This is a genomic window from Rhodospirillum sp. A1_3_36 (genome assembly GCF_047263945.1).
Classification (GTDB): domain Bacteria; phylum Pseudomonadota; class Alphaproteobacteria; order Rhodospirillales; family Rhodospirillaceae; genus Rhodospirillum.
On sequence record NZ_JBLAVB010000006.1, the window covers coordinates 225,551 to 251,673 of the forward strand.

23 protein-coding genes are annotated in these 26,123 nt (G+C 61.7%); 13 read left to right on the top strand and 10 right to left on the bottom strand.

What is annotated here, in order from left to right; translation table 11 throughout:
- Positions 1-6 precede the first annotated feature (6 nt).
- Both ACLIRY_RS14870 and ACLIRY_RS14875 read right to left on the bottom strand, forming a co-directional pair.
- The gene (locus tag ACLIRY_RS14870) at positions 7-420 is read right to left on the bottom strand and encodes a helix-turn-helix domain-containing protein (protein ID WP_413206197.1); all 414 of its coding nucleotides are present in this window, start codon (positions 418-420) and stop codon (positions 7-9) included.
- 481 nt (positions 421-901) lie between these two features.
- Positions 902-2,914 (bottom strand): elongation factor G, encoded by a 2,013-nt coding sequence (locus ACLIRY_RS14875; RefSeq protein ID WP_413206198.1) that lies wholly within the window; start codon positions 2,912-2,914, stop codon positions 902-904.
- A gap of 402 nt (positions 2,915-3,316) precedes the next feature.
- Between ACLIRY_RS14875 and ACLIRY_RS14880 the strand changes: the two genes are divergently transcribed.
- The 9 genes from ACLIRY_RS14880 to ACLIRY_RS14920 all read left to right on the top strand — a co-directional run bounded on the left by ACLIRY_RS14880 (position 3,317) and on the right by ACLIRY_RS14920 (position 12,569).
- Positions 3,317-4,405, top strand: coding sequence for an alpha/beta hydrolase family protein (locus tag ACLIRY_RS14880; protein ID WP_413206199.1), 1,089 nt, complete (start codon positions 3,317-3,319; stop codon positions 4,403-4,405).
- A gap of 229 nt (positions 4,406-4,634) precedes the next feature.
- Positions 4,635-5,327 carry a GntR family transcriptional regulator gene (locus tag ACLIRY_RS14885; RefSeq protein ID WP_413206200.1) on the top strand — a complete coding sequence of 231 codons (693 nt, stop codon included), beginning with the start codon at positions 4,635-4,637 and terminating at the stop codon, positions 5,325-5,327.
- Positions 5,324-6,151 (top strand): transporter substrate-binding domain-containing protein, encoded by an 828-nt coding sequence (locus tag ACLIRY_RS14890; protein ID WP_413206201.1) that lies wholly within the window; start codon positions 5,324-5,326, stop codon positions 6,149-6,151. The genes ACLIRY_RS14885 and ACLIRY_RS14890 overlap by 4 nt, the downstream gene beginning before the upstream one ends.
- Before the next feature lie 84 nt (positions 6,152-6,235).
- Positions 6,236-6,901 (top strand): amino acid ABC transporter permease, encoded by a 666-nt coding sequence (locus ACLIRY_RS14895; protein WP_413206202.1) that lies wholly within the window; start codon positions 6,236-6,238, stop codon positions 6,899-6,901.
- Between the two features lie 28 nt (positions 6,902-6,929).
- On the top strand, positions 6,930-7,595 hold the full coding sequence (locus ACLIRY_RS14900) for an amino acid ABC transporter permease (RefSeq protein WP_413206203.1): 666 nt from the start codon (positions 6,930-6,932) through the stop codon (positions 7,593-7,595).
- 19 nt (positions 7,596-7,614) lie between these two features.
- Positions 7,615-8,385, top strand: coding sequence for an amino acid ABC transporter ATP-binding protein (locus ACLIRY_RS14905; protein WP_413206204.1), 771 nt, complete (start codon positions 7,615-7,617; stop codon positions 8,383-8,385).
- Between the two features lie 37 nt (positions 8,386-8,422).
- Complete coding sequence (locus tag ACLIRY_RS14910; RefSeq protein ID WP_413206205.1) at positions 8,423-9,337, top strand: aminotransferase class IV; 915 nt, start codon at positions 8,423-8,425, stop codon at positions 9,335-9,337.
- Positions 9,334-11,100, top strand: coding sequence for a chloride channel protein (locus tag ACLIRY_RS14915; RefSeq protein WP_413206206.1), 1,767 nt, complete (start codon positions 9,334-9,336; stop codon positions 11,098-11,100). The genes ACLIRY_RS14910 and ACLIRY_RS14915 overlap by 4 nt, the downstream gene beginning before the upstream one ends.
- 203 nt (positions 11,101-11,303) lie before the next feature.
- Positions 11,304-12,569: a hypothetical protein gene (locus tag ACLIRY_RS14920; protein WP_413206207.1), complete on the top strand. Its 1,266-nt coding sequence runs from the start codon at positions 11,304-11,306 to the stop codon at positions 12,567-12,569.
- A 278-nt stretch (positions 12,570-12,847) separates the two neighbouring features.
- On the opposite strand, the gene ACLIRY_RS14925 is transcribed toward ACLIRY_RS14920, so the two are convergent.
- The 6 genes from ACLIRY_RS14925 to dctP form a co-directional block, all read right to left on the bottom strand.
- The gene (locus ACLIRY_RS14925) at positions 12,848-13,576 is read right to left on the bottom strand and encodes a ribonuclease activity regulator RraA (protein WP_413206208.1); all 729 of its coding nucleotides are present in this window, start codon (positions 13,574-13,576) and stop codon (positions 12,848-12,850) included.
- Between the two features lie 10 nt (positions 13,577-13,586).
- Positions 13,587-15,323 (bottom strand): L-arabinonate dehydratase, encoded by a 1,737-nt coding sequence (araD, locus tag ACLIRY_RS14930; RefSeq protein ID WP_413206209.1) that lies wholly within the window; start codon positions 15,321-15,323, stop codon positions 13,587-13,589.
- Positions 15,324-15,328: 5 nt separating this feature from the next.
- On the bottom strand, positions 15,329-15,490 hold the full coding sequence (locus ACLIRY_RS14935; protein WP_413206210.1) for a hypothetical protein: 162 nt from the start codon (positions 15,488-15,490) through the stop codon (positions 15,329-15,331).
- A 13-nt stretch (positions 15,491-15,503) separates the two neighbouring features.
- Positions 15,504-16,820: a TRAP transporter large permease gene (locus tag ACLIRY_RS14940; protein ID WP_413206211.1), complete on the bottom strand. Its 1,317-nt coding sequence runs from the start codon at positions 16,818-16,820 to the stop codon at positions 15,504-15,506.
- On the bottom strand, positions 16,810-17,331 hold the full coding sequence (locus ACLIRY_RS14945; protein WP_413206212.1) for a TRAP transporter small permease subunit: 522 nt from the start codon (positions 17,329-17,331) through the stop codon (positions 16,810-16,812). Before ACLIRY_RS14945 ends, ACLIRY_RS14940 begins: the two co-directional genes overlap by 11 nt.
- A 98-nt stretch (positions 17,332-17,429) precedes the next feature.
- Positions 17,430-18,452: a TRAP transporter substrate-binding protein DctP gene (gene dctP, locus ACLIRY_RS14950; RefSeq protein WP_413206213.1), complete on the bottom strand. Its 1,023-nt coding sequence runs from the start codon at positions 18,450-18,452 to the stop codon at positions 17,430-17,432.
- A gap of 173 nt (positions 18,453-18,625) precedes the next feature.
- Between dctP and ACLIRY_RS14955 the strand changes: the two genes are divergently transcribed.
- From ACLIRY_RS14955 to ACLIRY_RS14970, 4 genes are all read left to right on the top strand, one after another.
- Entirely contained in the window at positions 18,626-19,360 is a 735-nt protein-coding gene (locus ACLIRY_RS14955) for a GntR family transcriptional regulator (protein WP_413206214.1), read from the top strand.
- A gap of 181 nt (positions 19,361-19,541) precedes the next feature.
- Complete coding sequence (gene pabB, locus ACLIRY_RS14960; RefSeq protein WP_413206215.1) at positions 19,542-21,020, top strand: aminodeoxychorismate synthase component I; 1,479 nt, start codon at positions 19,542-19,544, stop codon at positions 21,018-21,020.
- Complete coding sequence (locus ACLIRY_RS14965; protein WP_413206216.1) at positions 21,017-21,811, top strand: aminotransferase class IV; 795 nt, start codon at positions 21,017-21,019, stop codon at positions 21,809-21,811. Before pabB ends, ACLIRY_RS14965 begins: the two co-directional genes overlap by 4 nt.
- Positions 21,812-22,100: 289 nt before the next feature.
- A complete protein-coding gene (locus ACLIRY_RS14970) occupies positions 22,101-22,433 on the top strand; it encodes an NIPSNAP family protein (protein WP_413206217.1) in 333 nt (110 codons plus the stop codon).
- A gap of 59 nt (positions 22,434-22,492) precedes the next feature.
- On the opposite strand, the gene ACLIRY_RS14975 is transcribed toward ACLIRY_RS14970, so the two are convergent.
- Positions 22,493-24,100 carry a GMC family oxidoreductase gene (locus tag ACLIRY_RS14975; protein ID WP_413206218.1) on the bottom strand — a complete coding sequence of 536 codons (1,608 nt, stop codon included), beginning with the start codon at positions 24,098-24,100 and terminating at the stop codon, positions 22,493-22,495.
- A 515-nt stretch (positions 24,101-24,615) separates the two neighbouring features.
- Positions 24,616-26,121 carry a CoA-acylating methylmalonate-semialdehyde dehydrogenase gene (locus tag ACLIRY_RS14980; protein ID WP_413206219.1) on the bottom strand — a complete coding sequence of 502 codons (1,506 nt, stop codon included), beginning with the start codon at positions 26,119-26,121 and terminating at the stop codon, positions 24,616-24,618.
- Positions 26,122-26,123: the final 2 nt, after the last annotated feature.

Consider the following 26,123-nt stretch of genomic DNA (forward strand, 5'->3'; position numbering starts at 1 on the left):
CGCCCATCACCCCCCGCGATCCACCATGCTCTGCAACAGGGCGAGCGCAGCGGCGCGGACCTTGGCTGAGGGGATGCGGTTGAAGGCCGACACCACCGACAGAGTCAGCGGGTGCATCATCGGGTCCCCCTCCAGACTGGTCAAAAGGATGGGCGACGGAAGGCCCTCGAAAAAATAAGACAAGGGTACCCGCAGGACCTTGGCGAAGTCGTAAAGGCGACTCGCGCTGATCCGGTTGGTTCCCAATTCATACTTCTGGATCTGCTGAAAGGTGACGCCCGTCCAATCGCCAAGCGCCCTCTGACTGGTGCGAAGGGAACGCCGTCGCTCGCGCAGGCGGCGTCCCACGTGGAGGTCAACGGGAGAAGGCGCGCGATCACGCCCCCCACCGGACTCTGGGGAATGAATGGTCTCTCTCATGGCCGGAAGGTCCGGCCGGAGGCGAAGGAGAACAACCGAAACGGGCCGGGTCAGAGCCGAGTCTCACCACACAGGATGAAGACCGCCGGAGAACCCGGCCCGCCCGGTGTCCTCCCTCAGCCCCCGGCCAGAATCACCCCCAGACCATCCCAAAGGCGGGATGGGACTGTGGAATCCGTGATGAGTCGGGTATAACAGGCGTTAGCCATGGCTCTGCTCTCTTTCATAGGTGGAAGCAGGGTTGCGGTCAGGCGTCGGCGGGTGGTTGCACACCTTCCGGCGCCGCTTTTTTGCCCATCCGTGAGGTCGGACACGATCGGAGTATACCGTGAAAGGCATAGCGCACTCCACCGGCAAGAGTGCGAATCCGTAAAAAGATACCCGAGACGGCCCCCAGGACCGGAGGGGCTTGGGGAGGCTAAGCCTCCCCAAGCTTACCCTTGGGAGCGAAGCGCCCAATTCCACCCGACAGAAAGCCCAATCAGCCGAGGGCGGCCTTCCGCGCCTCCACCACCTCATCGGCAGGCTTTCCGGTCAGCTCCTGGAGGTGATCGAAGGACCAGCTAAAGGTGCCGACCCCCATGGTGGCCGAACGGATTTCGATGATCAGATCGTGCATTTCCGACTGGGGCAAATACCCCTGAACCACATCCCATCCGGCCCACCCGTCCCTGGGGGTGAAGCCCAGGATTTGCCCGCGCCGGGTGGTCAGAGCCCGCTGCGCCCGGCTGGTGGCTTCGGTGGGAACGCTGATCTCCACGGTCAGGATGGGTTCCAGCAGGACCGGACCGCATTCGACCATGCCCTCACGCATGGCCAATTGGGCTGCGGATTTGAAGGCCGCTTCCGAACTGTCCACCACGTGATAACTGCCGTCGGTCAGGGTGACGGCGATGTCCACCACGGGGAAACCCAAGGGACCCTGGGACAGGAACTCCTGAACCCCATGGTCCACCGCCGGGATATATTGCTTGGGCACGGCCCCGCCCGTGACCGTGTCGGTGAAGGCGAACCCGGCGCCCCGGGGCTGGGGCTTGATGTCCAGATGCACATCGCCGAACTGGCCATGGCCGCCGGATTGGCGCCGGAACCGGCCCTGCTTGCTGGTGGATTTGCAGATGGTTTCCTTATAGGGGACCGAGGGTTTTTCGGCGGCCACATCCACATGGAACTGGCGGGCCAGACGCAGCACGGCCACCTGAAGGTGGATATCCCCCTGCCCCCAGAGCAGCAGCTCGCCGGTGTCCGCGTCCATCTCGTAGCGCAGGGAGGGATCTTCCTCGCAGAGCTTGCTCAGGGCCGCCGTCAGCTTCACGTCGTCGCCCTGCTTCTGGGCATGGAGAGCGAGGGCGAACAGGGAGCCCAGGACCGGAGGGACATCGGCGGCGCTTTCGCCTCCGATGAGATCGCCGGTCTTCTTGCTATCGAGGTGACCAACACCAACGATACTGCCCGCCGGAGCCATGGCGACCTTGGTCTGCTGACCGGCAGGATAGGTGAACAGACCGGTGATCTTGTCGCCGTAGAGGTTCAGCCCGTCCTTGACCTTGCCCGACCAGATCCGCGACAGGGAAAGCTTGCCCACATGTTCGGCATGCAGGGTCTTGAACACCTGAAGGATGGGGGGCTTGCCCTCGATCCCCAGGCGGGACAGGGTTTCTTCCAGGGTCGGGGCTTCGTGGCGCAGGGCCTTGAGCAGGCGGCGGATGCCGTTGTCCTGCAAGGCACCGCCAAAAAAGACGGGAACCACCAGGTCCTCGGCCAGATCCTTGGCCAGGGTCTGGTAGACCTCCTCCTTGGGCGGAACGATGTCGGAGAGCAACTCTTCCAACAGGTCGTCGTCAAAATCGGCCAGATGCTCCAGCATCTCCTGCCGTTCCTCGGCCTTGCGGTCCTGCATATCCGCCGGGATCTTGATCATGTCGCTGGCCTCGCCCGGCTTGTAGCGGTAGGCCCGTTCGGAGACCAGATCCACATAGCCGACGACCTTTCCCTCTTCGCGGATGGGCACCTCGCGGGCGACCAGGGGGCGGTCGGAGACGGCCTGGAGGGCCTCGATCATGTCGCGGAGACGGTTTTCGGTGGTCTCAATCTTATTGATGAAAATCATGTGGGGAATGCCGCGTTCGTCCAGGAACTTCAGCAGCGGGGCCAGCATGACGGCGCGGGCCGGGTCCGGCTCGCAGACGACCACGGCGACGTCACAGACAGTCAGGGCGTTGAAGGTTTCCTGCAGGAACTCCACAGAGCCCGGGCAATCGAGGAAGGTCCAGGCGCCCCCCAGATAGGCGGCTTCGGCGATATTGACCTCCACACCCATTTCCCGCTCGCGGGCTTCGGGAGAGGAGTCCCCGACCGTATTGTGGTCGGCCACCGCGCCCTTTCGGTGGATGGTGTCGGTTGCCAGTAGGATGCTTTCGAGCAGGCTTGTCTTACCGCTGGCATAGGGACCGACAATGGCGGCCACGCGAGGCGCGTTGGCTCTATCGGGCATGGCTTCACTCCCCTGTTGTTATTGGTGTGTTGGTTTTGGCGCAGACAGGGGGCCGGATTTCGAAGCCTGGGACGGAACCTTGGCACGGGGCCCAGGGACGCGGCATGGCTTCACCGGCCTCCGGGCGCCGGGAACGGGCTCCCGAACGGGAACCGAAGGGGGTTCATGGAAACACTCGGCCGGGGCGCTGGCAAGGAAAAACGGGGGCACCGTGGGGTATTTTAGTAATTCATCGGGCAGGACCGACGGATCGGCTCCTGGACATCCTTCCGCTTCGAGAATGGCGGCCTCATGGGAAGTGGGGAGGGAAATGGGGAGGTCCTTAATCGCGATCAAGGACGCGGGGGAGTGGCCGAGCCCTTATGGTGCCCTCTCTTTTGGCTCATCTGTGAGGAGAAGGTGATGGGGATGTCCCGTGCCTGTGTTGTCTTGGTGCTTCTGTGCCTGTCGAGTATGTCCGCGGTTGCCGCCCCCGGATCGCCCCCACCGTCTGTTGGCATGCGAACGCTGACGGTGGCCTCTTCCCTGCGCGGAGAGGATTTGGCGGTCACCCTGTGGTATCCGGTGGCGCCGGGGGGGCAACTGATCGATCCGGGGGAATCCCGGGTGTTCCAGGGCACTCCCGCTGTCCGGAACGCGCCCCCCATGGTGGGGCGGTTCCCCTTGATCCTGCTCTCCCACGGATCGGGCTCCACGGTCCAGGGGATGGCCTGGATCGCCTCGGCCCTGGCGCGGGCGGGCTTCGTGGTCGCCGGGCCGAACCATCCGGGAACCACCAGCGGAGATTCCACCCCTCAGGATACGCCCGAGCTGTGGGAGCGCACCGATGACCTGTCCAGGATCCTCTCCCACCTGACGAAGGACCCGGTCTGGTCGGCGGTGATCGATGGGACCAGGGTGGGGGTGCTCGGCTTTTCGCTGGGCGGAGCGGCGGCCTTGGATCTGGTGGGTGGTCGTCCCAACCGGGAGGCCTACGCCCGCTATTGCGAGACCTATTCGATGATGCCCGATTGCCGCTGGTTCGTGGGCGGCGAGGCCTTTGTGAAAGGCGAGCAGGTGACGGTCCCTCCCTTCGACCTGCGATCCCTGGACAAGGCCCGGTTCGAGGGTGACCACCGGGACCCACGCGTGACCGCTGCGGTACTGGTGGACCCCTCCATGGCCCAAGCCTTCGACCCGGAGAGCCTGCGGGCAATCCCGGTGCCCTTGGCTTTCGTGAACCTGGGCGCCCCAGGAACGGTGCCCATCTCCGTCGCCTCAGACCAATTGGCCCGGTTGGCCCCGCGGGCGCGGCTGACCCATGTGGCAGGCGCGGTGCACTACAGCTTCCTGCCGGAGTGCCGCGAGGGCGCCCGCGCCTTCCTGCAACAGGTGGGAGAGACGACCCCCCTTTGCGAGGACGCCGGAACCCGGTCGCGGGCGGCGCTGCATGCCGAACTGGCGGAGACGATCACGGCGGCGTTCACGGAAATGTTCGCCGGAGCTTGGTGATCGGATAGGCGGGGAGGTCCGTCCCCGCATCCCTGACTGGGAGGTCCAGAGACCTCCCAAACCCTCCCTAAAATGAAACATGCCCTTGTTTCATTTCGTCATTCCCGCGAAGGCGCCGGGCTTGACGACCGGCGGGCAGAACACCTTTTGGGTCAATTTTGCATAATCCTGTTGACACACCCTCTCAACATTGCAGATTGTAGACAATCAACAACGGAACGAGGGGCAGATGACAGCCGGGCCGGTCAAACGCGAAACCATGAGTGCCCAAATCGCCAGCTTGATGCGGACGGCCATTCTGTCGGGGGAGTTCAAACCCGGCGAGATGGTCACAGAGACCGCCCTGGCCCTGCGCTTCGGCACCAGTCGTGGCCCCATGCGGGAGGCCATGCGGCACTTGATCGATCAGGGGCTGTTGGTCTCGGTTCCCTATACCGGCACCCATGTGCTGGACCTGTCCATCACGGACATCAATGACATCTACGCCATGCGGATTTGTCTGGAAATTTTTGCCTTCGAGCAGATCTGGGAGGCCCGGGACAGTGCCTTTGACCAAGCCCTGCGCCTGCGCCATGACGCCTTGCTGGAGGCGATTGATGCCCAGGACGATGTGCGCGCCATTGATGCGGAACTGGATCTGCATGGCCTGGCTTACGAGTGGTGCGGCAACGGGATCCTGCTCAGCAGCTGGACCGGCATCCGCAGCCGGCTGGAGCTCTATTGGGCGGCCCATCACCGCGCCCATGGGATCACCGGCCCCAAGCGGGAAAGCCACGACGACTATATTCGCCTCGCCCTTGGCGACAGCCTCGATGCGATGAAAGCCGAGATCCACAGCCATATGCGGCGCGGTCTCGATGTGACCAAGGCCTTCGTCGAAACCCTCGACACAGACCGGCCACCCACCAACAGGAGCACATGATGAAAAGACGGACCCTTCTTGTCGCGGCCTTGGCAGCCTGTGTCGGCATGGCCGCGCCAGCCTTTGCCGGGGACACCGATACCCTCGCCAAAATCAAGGAAACCGGCGAATTCCGCATCGGCGTCGCCTCGGCGGAGCCTTGGTTCTACAAGGATCCCATGTCCGAGAAATGGACCGGCGTCGGCGTCGCCATGGGCGAACGGTTGGCCAAGGAGCTTGGGGTCAAACTCGTGCCGGTGGAGACCACCTGGGCCAATGCGGTGGCCGGGCTTCAGGCCGATCAATTCGACACCATGTTCGTCCTCGACCCGACCGAGGAGCGCAAGAAGGCGATCGACTTCCCCGATCACCCGCTTTTCTACTACGCCATGGGCGCCCTGGTGGGGGAGGACGTTTCTGCCCGGACTTGGGATGAGCTGAACACCCCCGAAACCCGGATCGGTGTGACCCTGGGGACCTCGCTGGATCGCAATGTGACGGCGATGTTGCCCAAGGCCCAAATCAATCGGTTCTCAACCAACGATGAGGCGGTTGCGGCCTTCGCTGCGGGGCGGGTGGACGCGGTTGTGCAGTTCCATCCGGCGCTTGTGGTGCAGTACTCCCGGCTCAAACTGGGCAAGGTGATCCTGCCCGAGCCGGTCAATCCGGTGGCGACCTCCGCAGGGATCCGGAAAGAAGCCGACGGCGTCTTCAAAACCTGGATGGATGAAGCCTTCGCCAAGTTCTACGCCGAGGGTGTACCGACGGAAATCTTCAACGCCTACCTCGAAAGCAAGGGCATTGATCCCAAGGGAATCCCCGGCCTCATGAAAGAGGACTGGTAGGAGGTTTTCGCGGTCCGCGCCTTGCCGAAAATGCGCGGACCGCTCCTTGTTTCTTTCCAAGCGAACCAAGCGAAGGGACGGCTTATGGATTACTCCTGGGATTTTGGCTCGGTTTTGGCGCGATTCGATATGCTCGCGCTTGGCCTGCTCAATACCGTCAAGATCGCGGTCGTCTCCATTGTCCTTGGCGTGGTTGTCGGCTTGCTCCTGGCGATGCTGCGGTTGTCCCCGCGCAAATGGTTCAATGTTCCCGCGCTGATTTTCATCGAGTTCTACCGAAACACCCCGCCGATTGTGCATTTCTTTTGGTTTTTCTACGCCTTTCCCGTTCTTTTGGCGGTGAATTTGAACCCCTATGTGGCGGCGGTCCTGGCCCTGTCCACCCAATCGGGCGCGTTTTATGCGGAGGTGTTTCGCGGCGGCATCGTCTCCATCGAGCGCGGGCAATGGGAAGGGGGGCGGGCCCTTGGCATGACCCATGCCAAGCTGATGCGTCGGGTGATCCTTCCCCAGGCTGTGGCCCGTATGGTGCCGCCCTTCATTGAACGCAGTTTCGAACTGCTGAAAACGACGGCTTTGGCCTCGACCCTCGCCTATGCCGACCTGCTCTATCAGGCGATGATGGTGAATGCGGAAACCTTCCGCCCCCTTGAGGTCTACACGGTCATCGCTTTGATGTATCTCGCGCTGCTGGTTACGGCGAGCCAGCTCGGCCGCATGGTCGAAGCGCGGTTGACAGCCCACCATTAAGGGCCCCCATCATTAAGGGACATTATCCATGCCCTATACCCCCGATTTCAGCATTGTTCTCGACAATTGGATCGTCCTGTTCCGCGGGCTTTTGGTGACCGTCGAAATTTGGATTCCGTCGATCCTCATGGGGTTGATCGGTGGCTTTCTGATCGCCCAGGCCCGGTTGTCCAAAAGCCGATGGGTGAGCGGGCCCAGTCTCGTCTACGTCGAGCTGTTCCGCGATACGCCGGTTCTGATCCAGCTCATCTGGTTTTACTACGCCTTTCCCATCCTGATCGGCACCCAGTTGAGCCCCTTCGGCGCGGCACTGCTGGGCCTGACCCTGAATACCTCCGCCTATTGCGCCGAGATTTTCCGGGGCGGGATCCGGTCGATCCACAAGGGGCAAATGGAGGGCGCCAAGGCCATCGGCATGACGCAAGCCCAGGCCATGCGCCGGGTGATCCTGCCGCAGGTGGTCAAACGCATGCTGCCCGCCTTCACCAACCGGACGATCGAGGTTGCCAAGATGTCCTCCCTCGCCTCGGTGATCTCGGTGCATGAGTTGATGTACCAGGGGCGCCTTCTGTCGGCGACCTACTACCGTCCCTTCGAAATCCTGACGACCGTGGCCTTCATCTACTTCGTCTTGATCTATCCCGGCACCTTCCTCGCGGGGCGCCTTGAAAAACGCTTCGCCCGGTCGAATTGACCGGCGGAAAGGAGATGCGATGAGCACACCCATTCTCGAAATCAAGGGCCTGCACAAATCCTTCGGGAACCTTCACGTTCTCAAGGGCATCGATTTCACGGTCGAACCCGGCGAGCGCATTGCCATCATTGGTGGGTCTGGCTCCGGAAAATCGACCTTCCTGCGCTGTATGAACTTCATGGAAGCCCTGTCCGACGGGGAAATCTGGCTCGACGGACAGCGGATCGGCGTCGAACGGAACGGCAAGGTGCACTACCCGGAAAAGCAATTGTGCTCCGTTCGGGAGCGACTTGGCATGGTTTTCCAGCAGTTCAACCTGTTCCCCCATATGACCGTGTTGCAGAACGTCATGGAAGGGTTGGTGACGGTCAAGGGGCTGCCCAAGGCGGAAGCCCAGGCCATTGCCATTCGGGAACTGGAGAAGGTCGGCCTGTCAGAGAAGCACGATGCTTGGCCAGGGCATTTGTCGGGGGGGCAACAGCAACGGGTTGCCATCGCCCGGGCCCTCTCCATGGAGCCTGAAATCCTGTTGTTCGATGAACCCACCTCCTCACTGGATCCCGAACTCGTGGGAGAGGTTCTCAGGGTAATCAAGCAGTTGGCCGTGGAAGGACGGACCATGCTGCTGGTGACCCATGAATTGGGCTTCGCCTACCACTTCGCGACCAAGGTCATTTTCCTCGCCGATGGTCTGTTCCATGAAGTCGGTACGCCGGACGAGGTCCTGAAAGCCCCCCAAAAGGCCAAGACACAAGACTTCCTGAGGCGGTTTGGCGAATTCTCTTTCTGATCGTCCGCCTCTTGTCCCCTATCCAAAGGATGAAAACATGCCTCCTCTGAGTAGCGTCTCCTCGCAAAGCTACGTGAAGGATCCCCGCAACGACGGCGTCGAGATCTATGTCAACGGCGCCTTCTTCAAGCGGGAGGACGCAAAGGTATCGATCTTTGATGCGGGATTTGTGCTTGGGGACGGCGTGTGGGAGGGGCTGCGCTTGATCAAAGGCAGGCTTCTGGCCGTCAATGAGCATATGGACCGCCTGTTCGAGGGCGCCAATTCGATCCAACTCGACCTCGGTTTTACCAAGCAGGGGATGATCGACGAAATCTGGAAGTGCCTGCGACACAATGGCATGGAGGATGGCGCCCATATTCGCCTGATGGTCTCCCGCGGTTTGAAATCCACGCCAAACCAGGACCCCCGCTTTACCGTGGCCGGTCCCACCGTGGTCATTGTCGCCGAGTACAAGCAGCCCAATCCGGAGATCAAAAAAACCGGCCTGAAGCTCATGACCTCGACCATTCGCTGTTCTACCCCGGATGTCTTTGACCTGCGGCTGAACTCCCATTCCCGTCTGAACTTCATTCAAGCTCTGATCCAAGCGATCAACATGGGGGCCGACGAGGCCCTGATGCTCGACACGCGCGGTTTTGTGGCGAGTTGCAATTCCACCAACTTTTTTATCATCCGGGGCGAAGAACTCTGGACCTCGACGGGAAGCTGTTGCTTCAATGGGATTACTCGAAAAAAGGCGATCCACCTCTGGCGAGAGGCTGGGTTGCCCGTGTACGAAAAGGACTTCACCTTGGCAGAAGTGTATGGCGCCGATGAAGCCTTCGTGACCGGAACCTTGGGGGGCATCACCCCCGTTTCGATGATTGATGGACGCCCGGTCGGCAAGGGTGAACCGGGCCCCATGACGGCCCGGATGAACGCGCTGTACCAAGCCTATATCACCCAATGATCGAAAAGGCGCGCCGACGCGTTCCCTTCGGGCGACTCCTCCGTCGGCGTCTTCGGACTCCCTTTCGGTTGCGCGCTTTGGTCCGGCGACAGGAAATCATCTATACGGCGGTCGCTGCGGTTATTGGACTGATCGCAGGACTGCTTGTCGTCGGCATGCGAGAGCTGTTGGATCTGATCGCCCTCCTGGTTTTCGGCCATGGGGGGGCGATTAGTGGCGTGGATATGCTGGATCCGGAACGGACGGTTCTGGGGCCGCTTCTGGGCGGCGTCTTGCTGGGAATTTCCACCTTTCTGGGGAACCGCTGGTTCCGGCGGATCGCCGACCCGATCGAGGCCAATGCCATTGGTGGGGGGAAGGTCGAAATCAAAGGCAGCCTCTTCATCACGATTCAAACCATCCTATCCAGTGGCTTCGGCGCCTCTGTCGGCATGGAGGCCGCCTATACACAGGCCTCCTCGGCGGTTGCCTCGTTTCTTGGCCAGCGGCTGAGACTGCGGCGGGAGGATTTGAGACAACTGGTGGCGGCGGGGGCAGGAGGGGCGATCGCTGCGGCCTTTGATGCGCCCTTGACCGGCGCCTTCTATGCCTTCGAATTGATTTTAGCGGCCTATTCTGTGGCGGCCTTACTGCCGGTTCTGGCCTCTTCGATCGCGGCCACCGCTATTGCGCGGCTGCTCATGGAAACCCATGGGATGGACCTGCATTTTGCCGGGGAGATCCCCGCCCATTCCTATGCCTCCATCGCCGTTCTCGCCGTGCTTTCCGCCGGGATTGGTATCGTCATCATGCGATCGGTGGCGGCCACGGAGACGCTGTTCCGAAAAGTCAGGGTCCCTGGTGGGCTCCGTCCGGTTATCGGGGGGCTGGGTGTCGGGTTGATTGCCCTGTTGACGCCGCGGGTCTTGTCCTCCGGCCATGGGGCCATGGGAGTCCTCTTTGATCAGAACCTGCCCCTGAAGGCGCTGGCCCTGATCTTCCTTCTTAAAATGGTGGCCTCAATCCTGTCCATCGGGTCGGGATTTCGCGGTGGTTTGTTTTTCGCTTCCCTGCTGCTTGGCGTCCTTTTGGGGAAAATTCTGGGACTGCTGTGGATGATGGCCTTCGGGCTCGATTTGCCCATCGTTGTTCTGGCCGTGGTCGGCATGTGCGCCCTGGCAACAGCGGTGATCGGTGCGCCGCTGGCCATGTGTTTTCTGGCGCTGGAGACCACGGCAAGTTTGCCGTTGGCATTGGCGGTGTTGTTCGCCGCGCTGATATCCACCGCGATTGTCCGCCAGGTCTTCGGGTTCAGTTTCTCTACCTGGCGCTTCCATTTACGGGGAGAAACGATTCGCTCCGCTGCGGATATCGGGTGGGAGCGGGACTTGAGCGTGGCGCGTATGATGCGCCACAGCTCCTCCTCCTTGCCCGATACGACGAGCGTGGAGGAGGCACGGCGGCGCTTCCCTTTGGGGGCGACGAAGGCCGTGCCCCTGACGGATCAAACCGGGCGCTATGCAGGGCTTTGCCTGACAACGGATCTCCATTGGGAGGGGCTCGACCCGGAGGAGTCCATTGGAAAGATCGCGCGGCTGAAAACCGCCTGGCTGACTCCCGAGCGAACCCTGCGTGAAGCCATCGCCGCCTTTGGCCGATATGAAGCCGATACCTTACCCGTTCTCGGGGTCAATCAAGAGATTCTGGGGATTGTGAACGAACAGTACTGTCTCCGCCGCTACGCAGAAGAGACCAACAAGCGCCTGTACCCCGGGCGGGTTTAGTGTCTGGCGGTTAGTTGTAAGACGCGCCCTCAAGCTGGGGGGCCCCTTCGGCGCATCCAGTCGTCGCCTGCATAAAATATCCCTAAAAAATTGCCAAAATCCACCGCGTATCGGTATAATTGTTGTCTGGTCGCGGAATTTTGGCGGCTCTGTCGTACAACTCGGACCGAAGGGGCGCGGTGATGCGGTTTGGACCGATTTCAATGTCGTTCGTGGGGATGGTGCTCGCCACACAAGCCTGGGGCATGGAGGTGGAAACCGGCCTCCCACCGCTCAAGACCAACGACTGGAATTTTATCCTCGTCCCCAGCTTCGAGGGATCGGCGGTAGAGGGATCGAATAACCTTTCGGTCCAGGGCCTGAACCATGCCCTTCGTTTCGCCCAGGTGCTTGATGGGGCCGTGGCGGGGAAAGAGTCCGCGATCAAGGGCCTGTACGCCCTTACCCCAAAGACCGCGCCGCAGGACCTCGCGCCTTTGGAGAGCATCGAGCCCTTCGCCGTGCTCAACAACCGAGCGGTCACCGTCTCCAGCCTCACCATGAAGACTCCAACGGCCTGGGACGGAACGGAGGGATTCCTGCAAGGGATTGTTGGCGATAGCCCCAAGGGGACCTATGTGTTCTCCGGCGGGGAGGGCATGATCACGGCCATGGCCCAGGGGTTGGGCGCCAAGTTGGACAAGATCCCCGAGGGGGCTGATTATCTGGTCGCCAGCGGAAACGGAGGGCACTTCACCCTGACCGCCTATGACGATGGCCTGACCGCAGTCAACACCTATCCGGAACCGGTGCTGCCGCCGCCCATGGCCTCCTGCGCCATGGAGAAGGCTGTGACGTTCTCCGTTGACCCACCGAAGGGCTTTTCTCCGCAACCCAACCAGACCGTCTATATGGTCCGCCATGTGGAGGCCCATCCCACTCCGGCCTTCGAGGATGGCAATTATGTCTGCCAGGGCCAATGGCGGGCATTGGGTGTGGCGGATCGGCTGTTGGAGGTCCTGGGGGGGCGAGCGCCGGACTATGTCTACGGACCCAACCCCGCGAGCATCAACCGCTGCCAGGAGGGCGCCTGCTCCTACATCAGGGCGACCATGACGGTGGCGCCCTTCGCGATCAAAACCGGCCTGCCGCTGACCCTTGCGGCTTTTGATTGGAACAACGGGACGGACTTGGCGGAATCCCTGTTCAACCCGGCCTCGCCCTATTTCCAATGGAGCAAGACCGAGCCCCAAACGATTTTGGTGGGATGGGAACACGACCATATCGTGAAGGCCGCCCAATACGTGATTGCGGACCTTTATCAAAACCCCGCTGCGGCGAAGGACCTGCCGCCCTGGGCCTTCAATGATTATGATTCCATCTGGAAGCTGGAAACGGACGCAAACGGTGTTCTGACCTTCTCCAACAGCTGCGAATTAATCGACAGCGCTAGCCTCCCCACGACCTGCCCAGCGTTCTTTCCGAAATAAGGAAAGGATCACGGGGGACGACAGTGTCTTATTTTTTTTGGGCGATTGCCCAAGCCCATTTGGGGCCAATGCCCCCAAACCCCCATTTTTTTAGCCCGGGGTCTGGGGCCTTTCGGCCAATAAATGTCCGGGAGCTGGGGCCTTTCGGCCAAAAGCAATAGTCTGGGGCCTTTCGGCCCCAGTGGGGAACGGGGCAAAGTCCCGTGACGGGAAAACATCCCCTGTCGTGTACTCTGGGACCTCCTCCCCAACCCGTTGGAATAGGTCTATTTTTAGATTTATCGTCCCGCTTTGGCCCGCCAAGCCTCGTACTTCGCCTGGTTCTCTTCCTTGGTGCAGGGATAGAGGCCAATGATCGACGCACCGCTTTGCACCTCCTCCAGGACGAAATCCTCGAAGCTTTCCATCCCCTTACATTCCGCTGCAATCTCGTCGACCAAATGGGCGGGGATCACCATCACCCCATCCCGGTCCCCAACAACCACATCGCCGGGAAAGACCGCCACGTCCCCGCAGGCGATGGGGACATTGATATCTAGCGCCTCGTGCAGGGTCAGGTTGGTGGGGGCCGAGGGATTGGCACAATAGGCCGGCATATCCAATTGACCGATGCCATGGGCATCCCGGAGCCCCCCATCCGACACCAGCCCGGCGCAGCCCCGCTGAGCCATGCGGGTGACCAGAATGGATCCGGCCGTGGCCGCCCGAGCGTCCTTGCGCCCGTCCATGACCAGGACCCAGCCCGGCGGGCAGGTTTCCACGGCCACCCGTTGGGGGTGGTCCGGATTGCGGAAGACGGTAATGGGATTGCGGTCTTCCCGAGCCGGAATATAGCGCAGGGTGAAAGCTTGACCGACCATATTGGCCTCCTTGGGAGAGACCGGAGAGACCCCCTGAATGTATTGATTTCGCAGCCCCCGCTTGAAAAGGGCCGTGGCGATGGAGGCGGTGGAGACGGTCATCAACGCCGCGCGGGTCTCGTCGGACAGAATGAAATCAGTGCTCATCGGAGGTGCCTCAAAAGATATCGGGTTCGCCCGCAGCGGGGCCAAACGCGGTTTCCAGGAAATCGAAGTCGCAGCCCTTGTCGGCCTGGGTCACATGTTGGGTGAACAGGTGGCCATAGCCCCGCTGGAAGCGCGGCTCCGGTGCCACCCAGGCAGCCCGGCGGCGGGTGAGCTCCGCCTCATCCACAAGCATGTCCAAGCGACGGTTAGGCAGGTCCAGGCGGACGGTGTCACCGGTTTTCAGCAGCGCGAGCGGCCCGCCGATATGGGCTTCCGGGGCCACGTGCAGGATGCAGGCCCCATAGGAGGTGCCCGACATGCGCGCATCGGAAATCCGCAGCATGTCCCGATGTCCCTGTTTGATCAGCGCCTTGGGGATCGGCAGCATGCCCCATTCGGGGAAGCCCGGCCCGCCATGGGGTCCGGCGTTGCGCAGCACCATCACATGGTCGGGCGTGATCGCCAGATCCTCGTCCTCCACCGCCGCCTTCATCTCCGGATAGCTGTCGAAGACCAGGGCCGGACCTTGGTGAACATGGAACCGGGGATCGCAGGCTGCGGGCTTGATCACCGCCCCGTCGGGACAAAGATTACCCCGCAGGATAGCCAGAGAGCCCTCCTTGTAGACCGGATTGGACAGCGGGCGGATGACGTCTTCGTTGTACACCCTGGCGCCTTCCAGGCTTTCGCCCAGGCTCTGTCCGGACACGGTGAGCACACTGGTGTCCAGCAGCCCCTGCATCTGCTTCATCAGAGCCCGCAGACCACCGGCGTAATAGAAGTCCTCCATCAGATAGCCCGACGCCCCCGAGGGCCGCACATTGGCGATCAAAGGCGTGCTCCGTCCCAGGGCGTCCAGATCGTCCAGGCTCAGCTCCACCCCCGCTCGACGGGCCATGGCGATCAGATGAACCACGGCATTGGTCGAGCAGCCCGTGGCCATGGCCACCGTCGCGGCGTTGCGCATGGCCTCTGTGGTGACGATCCTGTTCGGAGTGACATCCTCCCACACCATCTCGACGATCCGCCGTCCACAATGGGCGGACATGCGCTGGTGCGCGCTGTCCACGGCGGGGATGGAGGAGGCGCCGGGCAGGGTCAGCCCCATGGCCTCGGCGATGGCCATCATGGTGGCCGCCGTTCCCATGGTCATGCAAGTCCCGGCAGAGCGGGCAATGCCCCCCTGGATGCCGCTCCATTCGGCGTCGGAGATATTCCCCGCGCGGCGCTCGTCCCAGTATTTCCAGGCATCCGAACCCGACCCCAGGGGCTTACCCGCGTAGTTGCCCCGCAGCATGGGACCGGCGGGGAGGTAGATCATCGGCACGCCCGCGGACAGGGCCCCCATCACCAAGCCCGGCGTGGTCTTGTCGCAGCCACCCATCAGTACCACCCCATCCAACGGGTGAGAGCGGATGATCTCCTCCGTCTCCATGGCCAGCAGATTGCGATAGAGCATGGAGGTCGGTTTGGTATAGTTCTCGTCGACGGAGAGGGCTGGCATCTCCACGGCCAACCCCCCGGCCTGAAGGACCCCCCGCTTGACATCCTTCACCCGCTCGGGGAAGTGGGAATGGCAGGTATTCAGTTCCGACCAAGTGCTTAAGACGCCGATCAATGGCCGCCCCATAAAATCCTCTTCCGCATAGCCCAGTTGCATCATGCGGGAGCGGTGGCCGAAACTGCGCAGGTCATCGGGAGCGAACCAGCGGGCGGACCGCAGGTCTTCGTGTCGTTTTGTTGTCATCGGTTCTATCCGGTAAAGGCGAAGATCAGCCAGGTGACGACGGCGGTAAACACCAATCCGACGAGTTCCGGCCAATTTCCGAAATCGTGACTATCGCGGCTTTCTTCTTCGGCAAATTCAGGGCCGGAGAGATCCTCTTCCTGTCGGGTGAGATCCTTGTCTTCCATATCGGCGACCTCCTCAGTTCACCAGCGACGGCAGCCAAAGGGCCAGTTCGGGGAAGAACAGGACGAGGAACAACCCCACGGCCTGCAATGCGATGAAGGGCAGGACGGCAGCAAAGATGTCCTGTAATTCAATGCCTTTGGGGGCAACGGATTTCAGGAAGAAGCAGGCCGGTCCGAAGGGTGGGGAGAGGTAATAGATCTGGATGTTCATGGCGAAGAGCACGCCGAACCAGATCGGGTCATAGCCCAGGTCGACCACCACCGGGGCGAAGATGGGCACGGTAATGAAGATGATTGCGATCCATTCCAGGAAGGTCCCCAGGAGCATGACAATCAACATCATGACGGCGATCACCAGGATGGGCGCGATGTCCAGACCGGTGAGAACGCCCCGCAGGAATTCGCCTCCACCGATCCGGTTGTAGATGCCGATCAGGGAAATCGCCCCCAGGACCAGCCAGATGATCGATCCCATGGTCAGGACAGTCTGGCGCATGGCATTCCGGGCCATCAGCCAGGTCAACTCTCCCCGGATCCCGGCGACCACCAGAGCGCCGACCGCCCCCAGAGCTGCGGCCTCGGTCACCGTCGCCACGCCTGTGTAAATTACCCCCAGAACCGACCCGATGAGCAGGCCCGGCAACACGACGCCCTTCATGAACTTCAGGCGGCTGGTGAACGGCAGAGCCGTTTCGGGGATATCGTAGATGGGAGCCATGGCCGGGTTCAGACGCACCCGGATCAGAATATAGCCAATGTACAGACAGGCCAGAATCACCCCCGGCACGGCGGAAGCGGCGAAGAGCTTGGTGATCGAGACCTGTGCCGCGAGGCCGTAGACGATCAGCACCACCGAGGGGGGGATCAGGGTGGCCAGTGCCCCCGCAGCGCAGATAATGCCGATGGAGAGCTTCTTGTCGTAACCCAGACGCAGCATTTGCGGCAGGGCAATCAGGCCGAGCATGACGATCTCGCCGCCCATGATGCCGGACATGGCCGCCAGCACCACCGCGACGATGCAGGTTTGCACCGCCACCGATCCCCGGAACCGCCCTCCCAGAATCGCCATAGAGTCAAAAAGCGACTTGGCGATGCCCGATCGCTCCAGGACATTGGCCATGAAAATGAAAAAGGGAACGGCGATCAGTTCGTATTTATGCAGGACCTCGCCCACATTGGCCGCGACGATGAAAAAGCCCGCCCGCTCACCGAAATACAACAGGGCCGTGACCAGGGAGACTGTCAGGGTGGTGATGCCCAGGGGTACGCCGACCGCCATCAATGCCAACAGGGCGACAACGATCAGAATGGTAATGACCTCAATGCCCATTGGACTGGCTCCCTTCGGTGCCCTGAGCCCAGCGGGTGATATTCGCGAGCAGTTGCAGAAGGTACAAGCCGCAGCCGACAACCAGCAGCGCCTTCAGATAGGCGGGCTGGATGGAGTTCAGGGCCGTACCCGAATGTTCCATTCGGCTCAAGGCCTTGATGGCCGGATCCCAGAGGGCAAGCATCAGAACGAAGATCGCCCCGGTCGCGACGAGCATTTGGATCAGACGGAACAGCTGCCAGACCCGGGGGGGGACCAACATCTCGATCATGGTGATGGAGATATGCCGCTGCCTCTCGGCCACATAGCCGACGGACAGCACCCAGGCCGAAGCGCAGAGGGTCATCGCCAGCTCCGTTGACCAAACCGTGGGCCGATCGAAGACATAGCGCAGGACCACCTCCAGGGCGGAAATTCCAATACAGGCAAAGAACAGAACGGAGCAGCCATGGCCGATGAAGACGCTGACGCGGTCCATCCCATCGGCGTAGCGCGCGAAAAGGCGATTCATTGCAGTTCCCCGTGGGCGCGAAGGAAAGGGGGGCAAGACCGATATCCGCCCAGCCCCTCCACAAAAAGGAAGGGCCGGGCGCCAACCGTGGGAACCGCCTATTTGAACAGGCCGATCTTCGTCATGTAGGCGATGTTGGCGTCTAGCGCTTCCTTGGCCAGGGGAGACTTCTTGGCGTAGTCCTCCCATTGGACGCGGGCGACCGCGCGCATCTTGTCCCGATCCGCTTGGGCCCAATCGATGACTTCGATCTTTCCTCCGGCGTTATCCCGGGCGGCCAGTTCCTTGTCTTTCTTGGCCACTTCTCCGGCCATGGCGTACATGGCCTCATACCACCAGTCGCGCAGCGCCGTCTGGTCCTGCGGCGAGAGAGCATCCCAGGTTTCGCGGTTGACGGTGAATTGCATGGAGGGCATGGAATGGATGCCCGGAAAAAGGGGAAAGGGTGCCACTTCGTTCAAGCCCGTGGCGTCGTTATTCACATAGGCCGAGGCATCCGCCGCGTCGACGATGCCCTTTTCCAAAGCCCCAAAAACCTCCGAGAAGGGAATCGACACCGGTGAGGCGCCAGCGGCCTGGAACACCGCTGCGGCCAACCCCTCCGGCGACCGGATCTTCTTACCTTTCAGGTCCTCGAAGGTGCGGATCGGAGTGCGCGCCACCAGGGCCTCACGGGAATAAGGGCCGCATGCAACAACCTTCACTTCTCCGTCGGTGATCGCGTCCACGGCCTTTTGCATCATCACCTCGCCTCCGCCGTCATGGCAGAAGCCCAGCATTTGTTCGGGTGTGTCGTAACCGGAGATCAAGTCGCCCAGGATCGCAAAGGCCGGCTCCCGCCCGGAGAAATAGTTCACCGAAGTAAAATCCCCGTCGATGACCCCGGCGGCCACCGCCTCCGGCGTTTCCTTGGCCGGAACGATCGACCCGTTGGGCGTCAGGGTGAGCGCAATTCGCCCGTCCGTCATTTCGGACAGCTTGGGCAACCACGTCTCGGTCAGATATTTGGTCGAAAAATCCCCCGCGTTGAAAGAGGTCTGAATCGACAGGGTTTCCGCCTGAGCCGTCGCAGCAAAGGCCGTGACACAGGTCGCGAGCAAGGCGGCTTTCGTGAACGTCATCTGTTCCTCCCATGGATTTTTTGACGGAACCTCTTTCGGCCCCGTGATCTAATGCACTAATATATTAGTGCATGGGGCGCAAGCTTTCTGTATGAAGGGTTATGCCTTTCTTCCGTCTCACGACCACACCCCACCCCACCCCACCCTTCCCAGGGGATCAACGATAAAGGCCCATGGCAACCTTGGACGTATCCACGCGATTAGATGAGTTTCTCACGCCCGGGATCCCTCCGGGCGGTGGGCGCCCCCATAAGCGGACCACGGCCAGTCAAATGCTCCAAGACAGCCTGCGTCATCGCATCGTGACCCTTGCCCTGGTTCCCGGAACCGCCCTGTCCCGCGCGGAGATCGCCGAAGCCTATGGGGTCAGTCAGACTCCTGTCCGGGATGCCATGATGAAGTTGGAGGAGGAGGGGCTCCTATTCGTTTACCCCCAATCCAAAACCGTGGTGTCCAAGATCGACATTGGCCATGCCAAGGAAACGCAGTTCTTGCGCCTTTCCCTGGAATTGGAAGTCACCCGCCAATTGACTCGCCAGTCCGACAAAACGGATCTGACGATTCCGCGCCGCATTCTCGCCGCTCAAAAGGAAGCCCTGGAGCGGGACGAAACCCTGGGCCGCTTTGGAGCCTTGGATCGCCTGTTTCACCAGTCCTTGTGCGAGATGATGGGGGTGTCCAACCTTTGGCTTTTGATTTCCGCCCGATCCGGACATATCGACCGACTGCGGGCACTGAACCTGCCCGATCCCGGCAAACCCCGCAGCATCCTGGAGTATCACGAAGGCATTCTGGACGCGATCGGAGGTGGGGATCTCCCTCTGGTGGATCGCATGGTCCGGGAACACTTGTCGGGAACCCTCGCCTCCGTCGACCAGATCCGTGAGCGCTATCCAGACTATTTCTAAGAGCCAACCCGGAATTCATGCCATGACTTCAAAGCTTTCCGTCATGCCCGTGAAAACGGGCTGCGGTCCAGGATAGTCGGTGCTTTCCAGTTACGGGGCTTTGCCCCGTCCCCCACTGGGGCCGAAAGGCCCCAGACCCCAAGCCATAAAAAAATGGGCGTTTGGGGGCATTTTCCCCCAAATGGGCTTGGGCTCCAAGGAGGCTCCCGGGTCGGTTTTCCCTTGCCGTATCCCAACCCTTCGCCCCAAGTATCAGGCTCCCTTCCCTGAGATCGGCGCCCCCGTGATCCATATCGAGCCCATTCCCTTCCGCGATCCCCTCGACCTGCTACCCCTCGCGGCTCAGGCCGAGCATGCCGTCCTGTTCGACAGCGCCGCCCGCGACGGGGGCCGGGGGCGCTATGCCTTTCTCTGTGTCGATCCTTGGCGGGTGATCACCGCCGATGGCCAGGGCACCTGGGTGGATGGCTTGCCTGCCCATGTGGATCCCTTCACCGCCCTGCGGGTTGGACTCGAGGCCATGGCCGAAGCCGTTCCCGAAACCTGCCCCCTGCCCTTCCCCACGGGCGCCGCCGGTCTGTTGGGCTATGAATTGGGTCGTCACCTGGAGCACCTGCCCAATCCCGCCCCCAACCACCTGAACATGCCAGAGCTGGCCATGGGGCTCTATGATACGGTGGTCGGGCTGGACCTGGAGGCGCGGCGGGCCTGGATCCTGGCCGGTCGCCGCCGCCGTCCCGACGCGCGGGAGCGGACAGAGACCCTCGCCGCCCGCATCGCCGCCCTGCCGTCGGCGACCGCCCCCGATTGGAGCCCCCTTGGCCACTGGACCCCGGACCGCCCGCGCGCTGCGGTGGAAGATGCCATCGCTCGAACAATCGCCTACATCCATGCCGGAGATATTTTTCAGGCCAACATCACCCAACGGTTTTTGGGACAGATGCCCCGCGGACTGGATGATATGACCCTGTACAAGCGGTTGCGGCAACTCAGCCCCGCGCCCTTCGCTGCCTTCCTGCGGCTGGGCCGGGACCGCGCCGTGATATCCGCCTCGCCCGAACGTTTCCTTAGCCTAGAAGCCGATGGCCGGGTGGAAACCCGCCCCATCAAGGGCACCCGCCCCCGGGGCATCACGGCGGAGGACGATGCGCGCCTCGCCCGGGAGCTTCTGGCCAGCGAGAAGGACCGGGCAGAGAACCTGATGATCGTCGATTTGATGCGCAACGACCTGGGCCGGGTCTGCACCCTGGGCAGCATCGCCGTTCCCCAGTCCCGGGGGCTGGAGACCTTCGCCTCGGTCCACCATCTCGTCTCCGCAGTGGTTGGCAAGCTGCGTCCCGGCGCAGGGCCAGTGGAGCTGCTCAAGGCCTGCTTTCCGGGCGGGTCGATCACGGGCGCCCCAAAGATCCGCGCCATGGAAATCATTTCCGAGCTGGAGAGGGTACGCCGCGATGCCTATTGCGGCTCCATCGCCTGGATCGGCCTGGACGGCTCCATGGACTCCAACATTGTCATCCGCAGCCTGACCCGCTCCGGCGAAACCCTGGTGGCCCAGGCGGGAGGCGGCATTGTCGCCGATTCCGATCCGGCTGCGGAATATGAGGAAAGCCTCGTGAAGCTGGCGCCCCTGCTGACCACTTTGACCGGTCCCGCACCATGATCGTTTGGCTAAACGGCACGCTCCATCCCCTCAAGGAGGCTCGCATCGCCCCCAACGACCGGGGCCTGCTGCTGGGCGACGGACTGTTCGAGACCCTCCGCGCCGAAAACGGTGCCCCCCTGCGGCAGGATGCCCATTTGGCCCGACTGACCCGGGGAGCCGAAGTCCTCGGCCTGCCTCTCCCTGCCCTGGATTGGGACGCAGCCTTCCGCGCGACCCTGGCGGCCAATGACCTCACGCGGGGCAGTTTGCGCCTGACGCTCACCCGGGGGACCGGTCACCGAGGCCTGCTCCCCCCAGCGGAGCCCAGCCCCACGGTGCTGATCACGGCCGCCCCTCCAGCACCGCCGATGGGACCCGTTCGACTGATCATCGCCCAAAGCACCCGACGGAACGAATACTCCCCCCTCTCGGGACTCAAGTCCCTCAACTACGGGGACGGCATCCTGGCCCGGCGAGAGGCTCAGGCAAGGGGGGCGGACGACGCGGTGATCCTGAATACGGCGGGTCGCCTTGCGGAAACGACCATCGCCACCCCCTTCGTTCTGTTGGGCGACCGCATGGTGACTCCGCCCCTTTCGGAAGGGGGAGTAGCCGGAATCGCTCGGGAAGACATCCTCCGCGCCGGATTGGCGGAGGAGGCAAAACTCTCCCTTGATGACCTGAAAAGGACCAACGGAATGGTTTTGACAAACAGCCTTGGGATCCGATGGGTCCACGAACTGGAAGGCGCCGCCCTCAGAGAACCCATTGATTTTATGTCGCTTTTCACCGAATGCCTCGGGGCCTAATACCCGCATGAATTTAATGGGATACCCGACTTTTTTATTTTAGACCAATCCGGTCCATTTTACCGTTGCGTCGATGAGATCCCCCCCTTATCGTGGCGTCAGCGATTGAGGAGGATGCGCTTCGTCCAGAACGCCTTCTCTCCTTTCGGTGTCTTTAGCCTTCACTTTCGGCGGCCCCCTTCATTGGAGTGGCCGCCTTTTTTTTCGTTTCTTTAATCCATAGGGAACAAACAAAAATCCTTGCACCTCTCCGGGGTGATCCCGCATAGCCTTACGTGGAATCCACGCCATGACAAAGAGAACCCCCATGTATTATGAAATGCGGACCTACACCATCAAACCGGGAAAGATGACCGAATACCTCGCCCTGTTCCGGGACGTGGGCTTGCCCATCATCTCCCAGTACACCACCCTCGTAGGCTTCTGGTACACGGAGATTGGCGAGTTGAACCAAGTGGTCCACATCTGGGCCTACGACAGCCTTGATGGCCGTGCCCAAAAGCGGAAAGAGCTGTATCAGAACCCCAATTGGATCTCTGACTTCGTGAGCAAAATCATGCCCATGCTCGAGAAGCAGGAAAGCAAGATTCTTCTTCCCGCAGAGTTCTCCCCCATCAAATAGGGGTCCGGGGAAGCCAGGCTTCCCCGGTGGGGGCGCGGGGGGAAAGCCCCCCCCCGCCCTCAGGCGTTTGCGTCTTCCAACACCATGCCCGCGCCCTTCTCGGCGATCATAATCGTCGGCGAATTGGTGTTGCCCGAGGTGATCCTGGGCATGACCGAGGCATCGATCACCCGCAAACCCTCAATGCCGCGCACCCGTAAGCGTCCGTCGGTAACCGCCATGGGGTCACTCTCCACACCCATTTTCGCCGTTCCGACCGGGTGGAAGATGGTCGTCCCAATGTCTCCGGCGGCCTTCACCAATTGACCATCCTCGGTCAAATGGGCCCCCGGTTTGTATTCCTCGGGTTTGAAACGGGCCATGGCCTGCTGCCCCATCACCTTCCGCGCCAGACGAATGGCTTCGGTCGCCACGACCTGATCCTCGGTATGGGACAGATAATGGGGCGCGATAATGGGTGCGTCATTGGGATCCAGCGAGCGCGCATGGACTCCCCCCCGACTGCTGGGCCGCAGGTTACAGATACTCACCGTGATGGCGCCAAAGGAATGCATGGGCTCGCCAAACTTCTCCAGCGACAGGGGCTGGATGTGGAACTCCGCGTTGGGCGTGGCATGGCGCGGGTCGGTCTTGGCGAAGGCCCCCTGCTGGCTCGGCGCCATGGTCAGAGGTCCCCTGCGGAACAGGGCGTATTCCAGCCCCATGCGAGCGCGACGGAACAGGGATTGATAGACCACGTTCATGGTCTCCACCCCGTGCACCTTGTAGATCATGCGGAGCTGCAAATGGTCCTGTAGGTTCTCTCCGACACCGGGCAGGTGGTGGAGGGTCTCCACCCCCAGCGTCTTCAGGCGCGCACCGTCCCCAATGCCCGAACGCTCCAGAATCGCCGGAGAGGCCACGGCCCCTGCGGAGAGGATCACCTCCTTGCGCGCCTTCAGGGTCTCCCTTTGGCCATTGCGCAGGATGACGATGCCCCTGGCCTTCTTGCCGTCCAGCAGGACCTTTTCCGTCAGGGCGCCGGTGATCAATTTAAGGTTCGAACGCTTCAAGGCGGGCTTGAGGAAGCCCCGGGCCGAAGACCAGCGCCGTCCCCGCTTCTGATTCACCTCGAAGTAGGACACGCCCCCATTGTCACCGGTATTGTAATCGTCGGTGCGGGGAATGCCCGCCTGTTCCGCCGCATCGATGAAGGTATCAAGAACCTCCCAGGAGGTCCGCCGGGCTTCCACGGTCCATTCTCCGCCCACACCATGGTACCTGCTGGCGCCCCGATGACTGTTTTCATGCTTGATGAACAGGGGCAGAACGTCGTCCCAGCCCCATCCATCCAAACCCAGGTCCCGCCACCCGTCGTAGTCTTCCCGTTGTCCCCGCAGGTACAGCATAGCGTTGATAGCCGAACTGCCGCCGATCACCTTCCCCCGGGGATAGCCGAGCACGCGGCCATTCAGACCGGGGTCCGGTTCAGTCTTGAAGCACCAATCCGCCCGGGGGTTGCCGATGGCGAAGAGGTAGCCGACAGGAATATGAAACCATATCCAGTTATCCATTCCTCCGGCCTCGACCACGGCAACGGAGTATTTTCCGTTTTCCGACAGCCGGTTGGCCATCACGCATCCTGCCGACCCCGCGCCGACAACAATGTAATCGAATTCCTCGGACATGGTGTTTCCCCTGTGCTTTCTAGAGCCTCCTGCCTGATTTATGATTCCGACAAAATGCTCTAAGATTTTGTTTTATCGCATTTTTATGCGCAAAATCGGTGCCCACTTTTGCGCAATATGCTCTCTCCCGCGTTTTCGCGATTCACACATGACGCATCATTGTCCCGGATCCTCGATCCCAGAAGATGACGTCGTTACCAACAGTATACTTGAAATGGTATCCCGCTTGGACCGATCCACTCCGGCTCCCCTTGTCTTTCGGTCCCCTCTTCGCCAAACGCCGGGACCGGCGATCCTCCCCCTGGGGATCAACGGGTACGATGGGGGGAGGACCACGGTACACGACAGTGTCTCGTCTTTTTTGGGCGATAGCCCAAACCCCCATTTTTCTTGGCCTGGGGTCTGGGGCCTTACGGCCCCAGTGGGAGACGGGGCAAAGCCCCGTGACGAGAAAGCACCGACTGTCGTGTCCTGTGGGGGAGGACGCCTCTTGGTCGTCCCTGGCTTGGGCCTTTTTACTTCATGGTCGGGATGGAGAACTCAGCCCCATCCTTGATGCCCGAGGGCCAGCGGGAGGTCACAGTCTTGGTCTTGGTGTAGAACCGCACGGAATCCGGACCATGCTGGTTCAGGTCACCAAAACCGGACCGCTTCCAGCCGCCGAAGGTGTGGTAGGCCAGGGGAACTGGGATGGGCACGTTGATGCCAACCATACCGACCTGGATGCGGGAGGCGAAATCCCGGGCGGCGTCGCCGTCGCGGGTGTAAATGGCCACGCCGTTGCCGTACTCGTGCTCGTTGGGCAGGGAGATGGCCTCTTCGTAGTCCTTGGCCCGGGCGACGCAGAGGACCGGACCGAACATCTCTTCCTTATAAATCCGCATGTCCTTGGTGACTTTGTCGAACAGACAGCCGCCCATGTAGAAACCGTTCTCGTAGCCCTGCATCTTGAAGCCGCGACCGTCGACCAGCAGGTCGGCGCCCTCGTCCACACCGATCTGGATGTAACCCTTGACGCGCTCAAGCGCCTGCCCGGTGACCAACGGACCATAATCGGCCGAGGCATCGGTCGAGGGACCGATCTTCAAGGCTTCAACCCGGGGAACCAACTTCTCCAACAGACGCTCGGCGGTTTCGTCGCCAACGGGAACGGCTACGGAAATGGCCATGCAGCGCTCCCCAGCCGAGCCGTACCCGGCTCCGATCAGGGCGTCAACGGCTTGATCCAGGTCGGCGTCAGGCATGATGATCATGTGGTTCTTGGCGCCGCCGAAGCACTGCACCCGCTTGCCGTTGGCGCAACCCCGGGAATAGATGTACTCGGCGATGGGCGTGGAGCCCACAAAACCAATGGCCTTGATGTCCTCGTGATCAAGGATGGCGTCCACGGCTTCCTTATCGCCATTGACCACGTTCAGGATGCCAGCGGGCAGACCCGCTTCGATCATCAGCTCGGCCAGACGCATGGGCACACCGGGATCCCGCTCGGAGGGCTTCAGGATGAAGGCATTGCCGCAAGCGATGGCCGGAGCGAACTTCCACATGGGGATCATGGCCGGGAAGTTGAACGGGGTGATCCCCGCCACCACGCCCAGGGCTTGGCGCATGGAATACATGTCGATGCCCGGACCGGCATTGTCGGTGAATTCACCCTTCATCAGATGCGGGATGCCGATGGCGAATTCCACAACTTCCAGACCACGCTGGATGTCGCCCCGGGCGTCGGGGATGGTCTTGCCATGTTCGAGGGCCAGAATCTCGGCCAGGGAATCGTATTCCTTGTGGACCAGTTCCAGGAACTTCATCAGAACGCGGGCGCGCTTCTGGGGGTTCTGGGCGGCCCAGGCCGGTTGGGCAGCCTTGGCGTTGGCGACGGCCTCGGCAAGCTGATCCTTGGTGGCCAGCTCAACCGTGCCCCGCACACCGCCGGTCATGGGCTCCAGCACGTCCTGGGTGCGACCACCGCTGGGGGCGGTGGTCTTGCCACCGATGAACTGGGTGTAATGGATCAAATCCGACATTG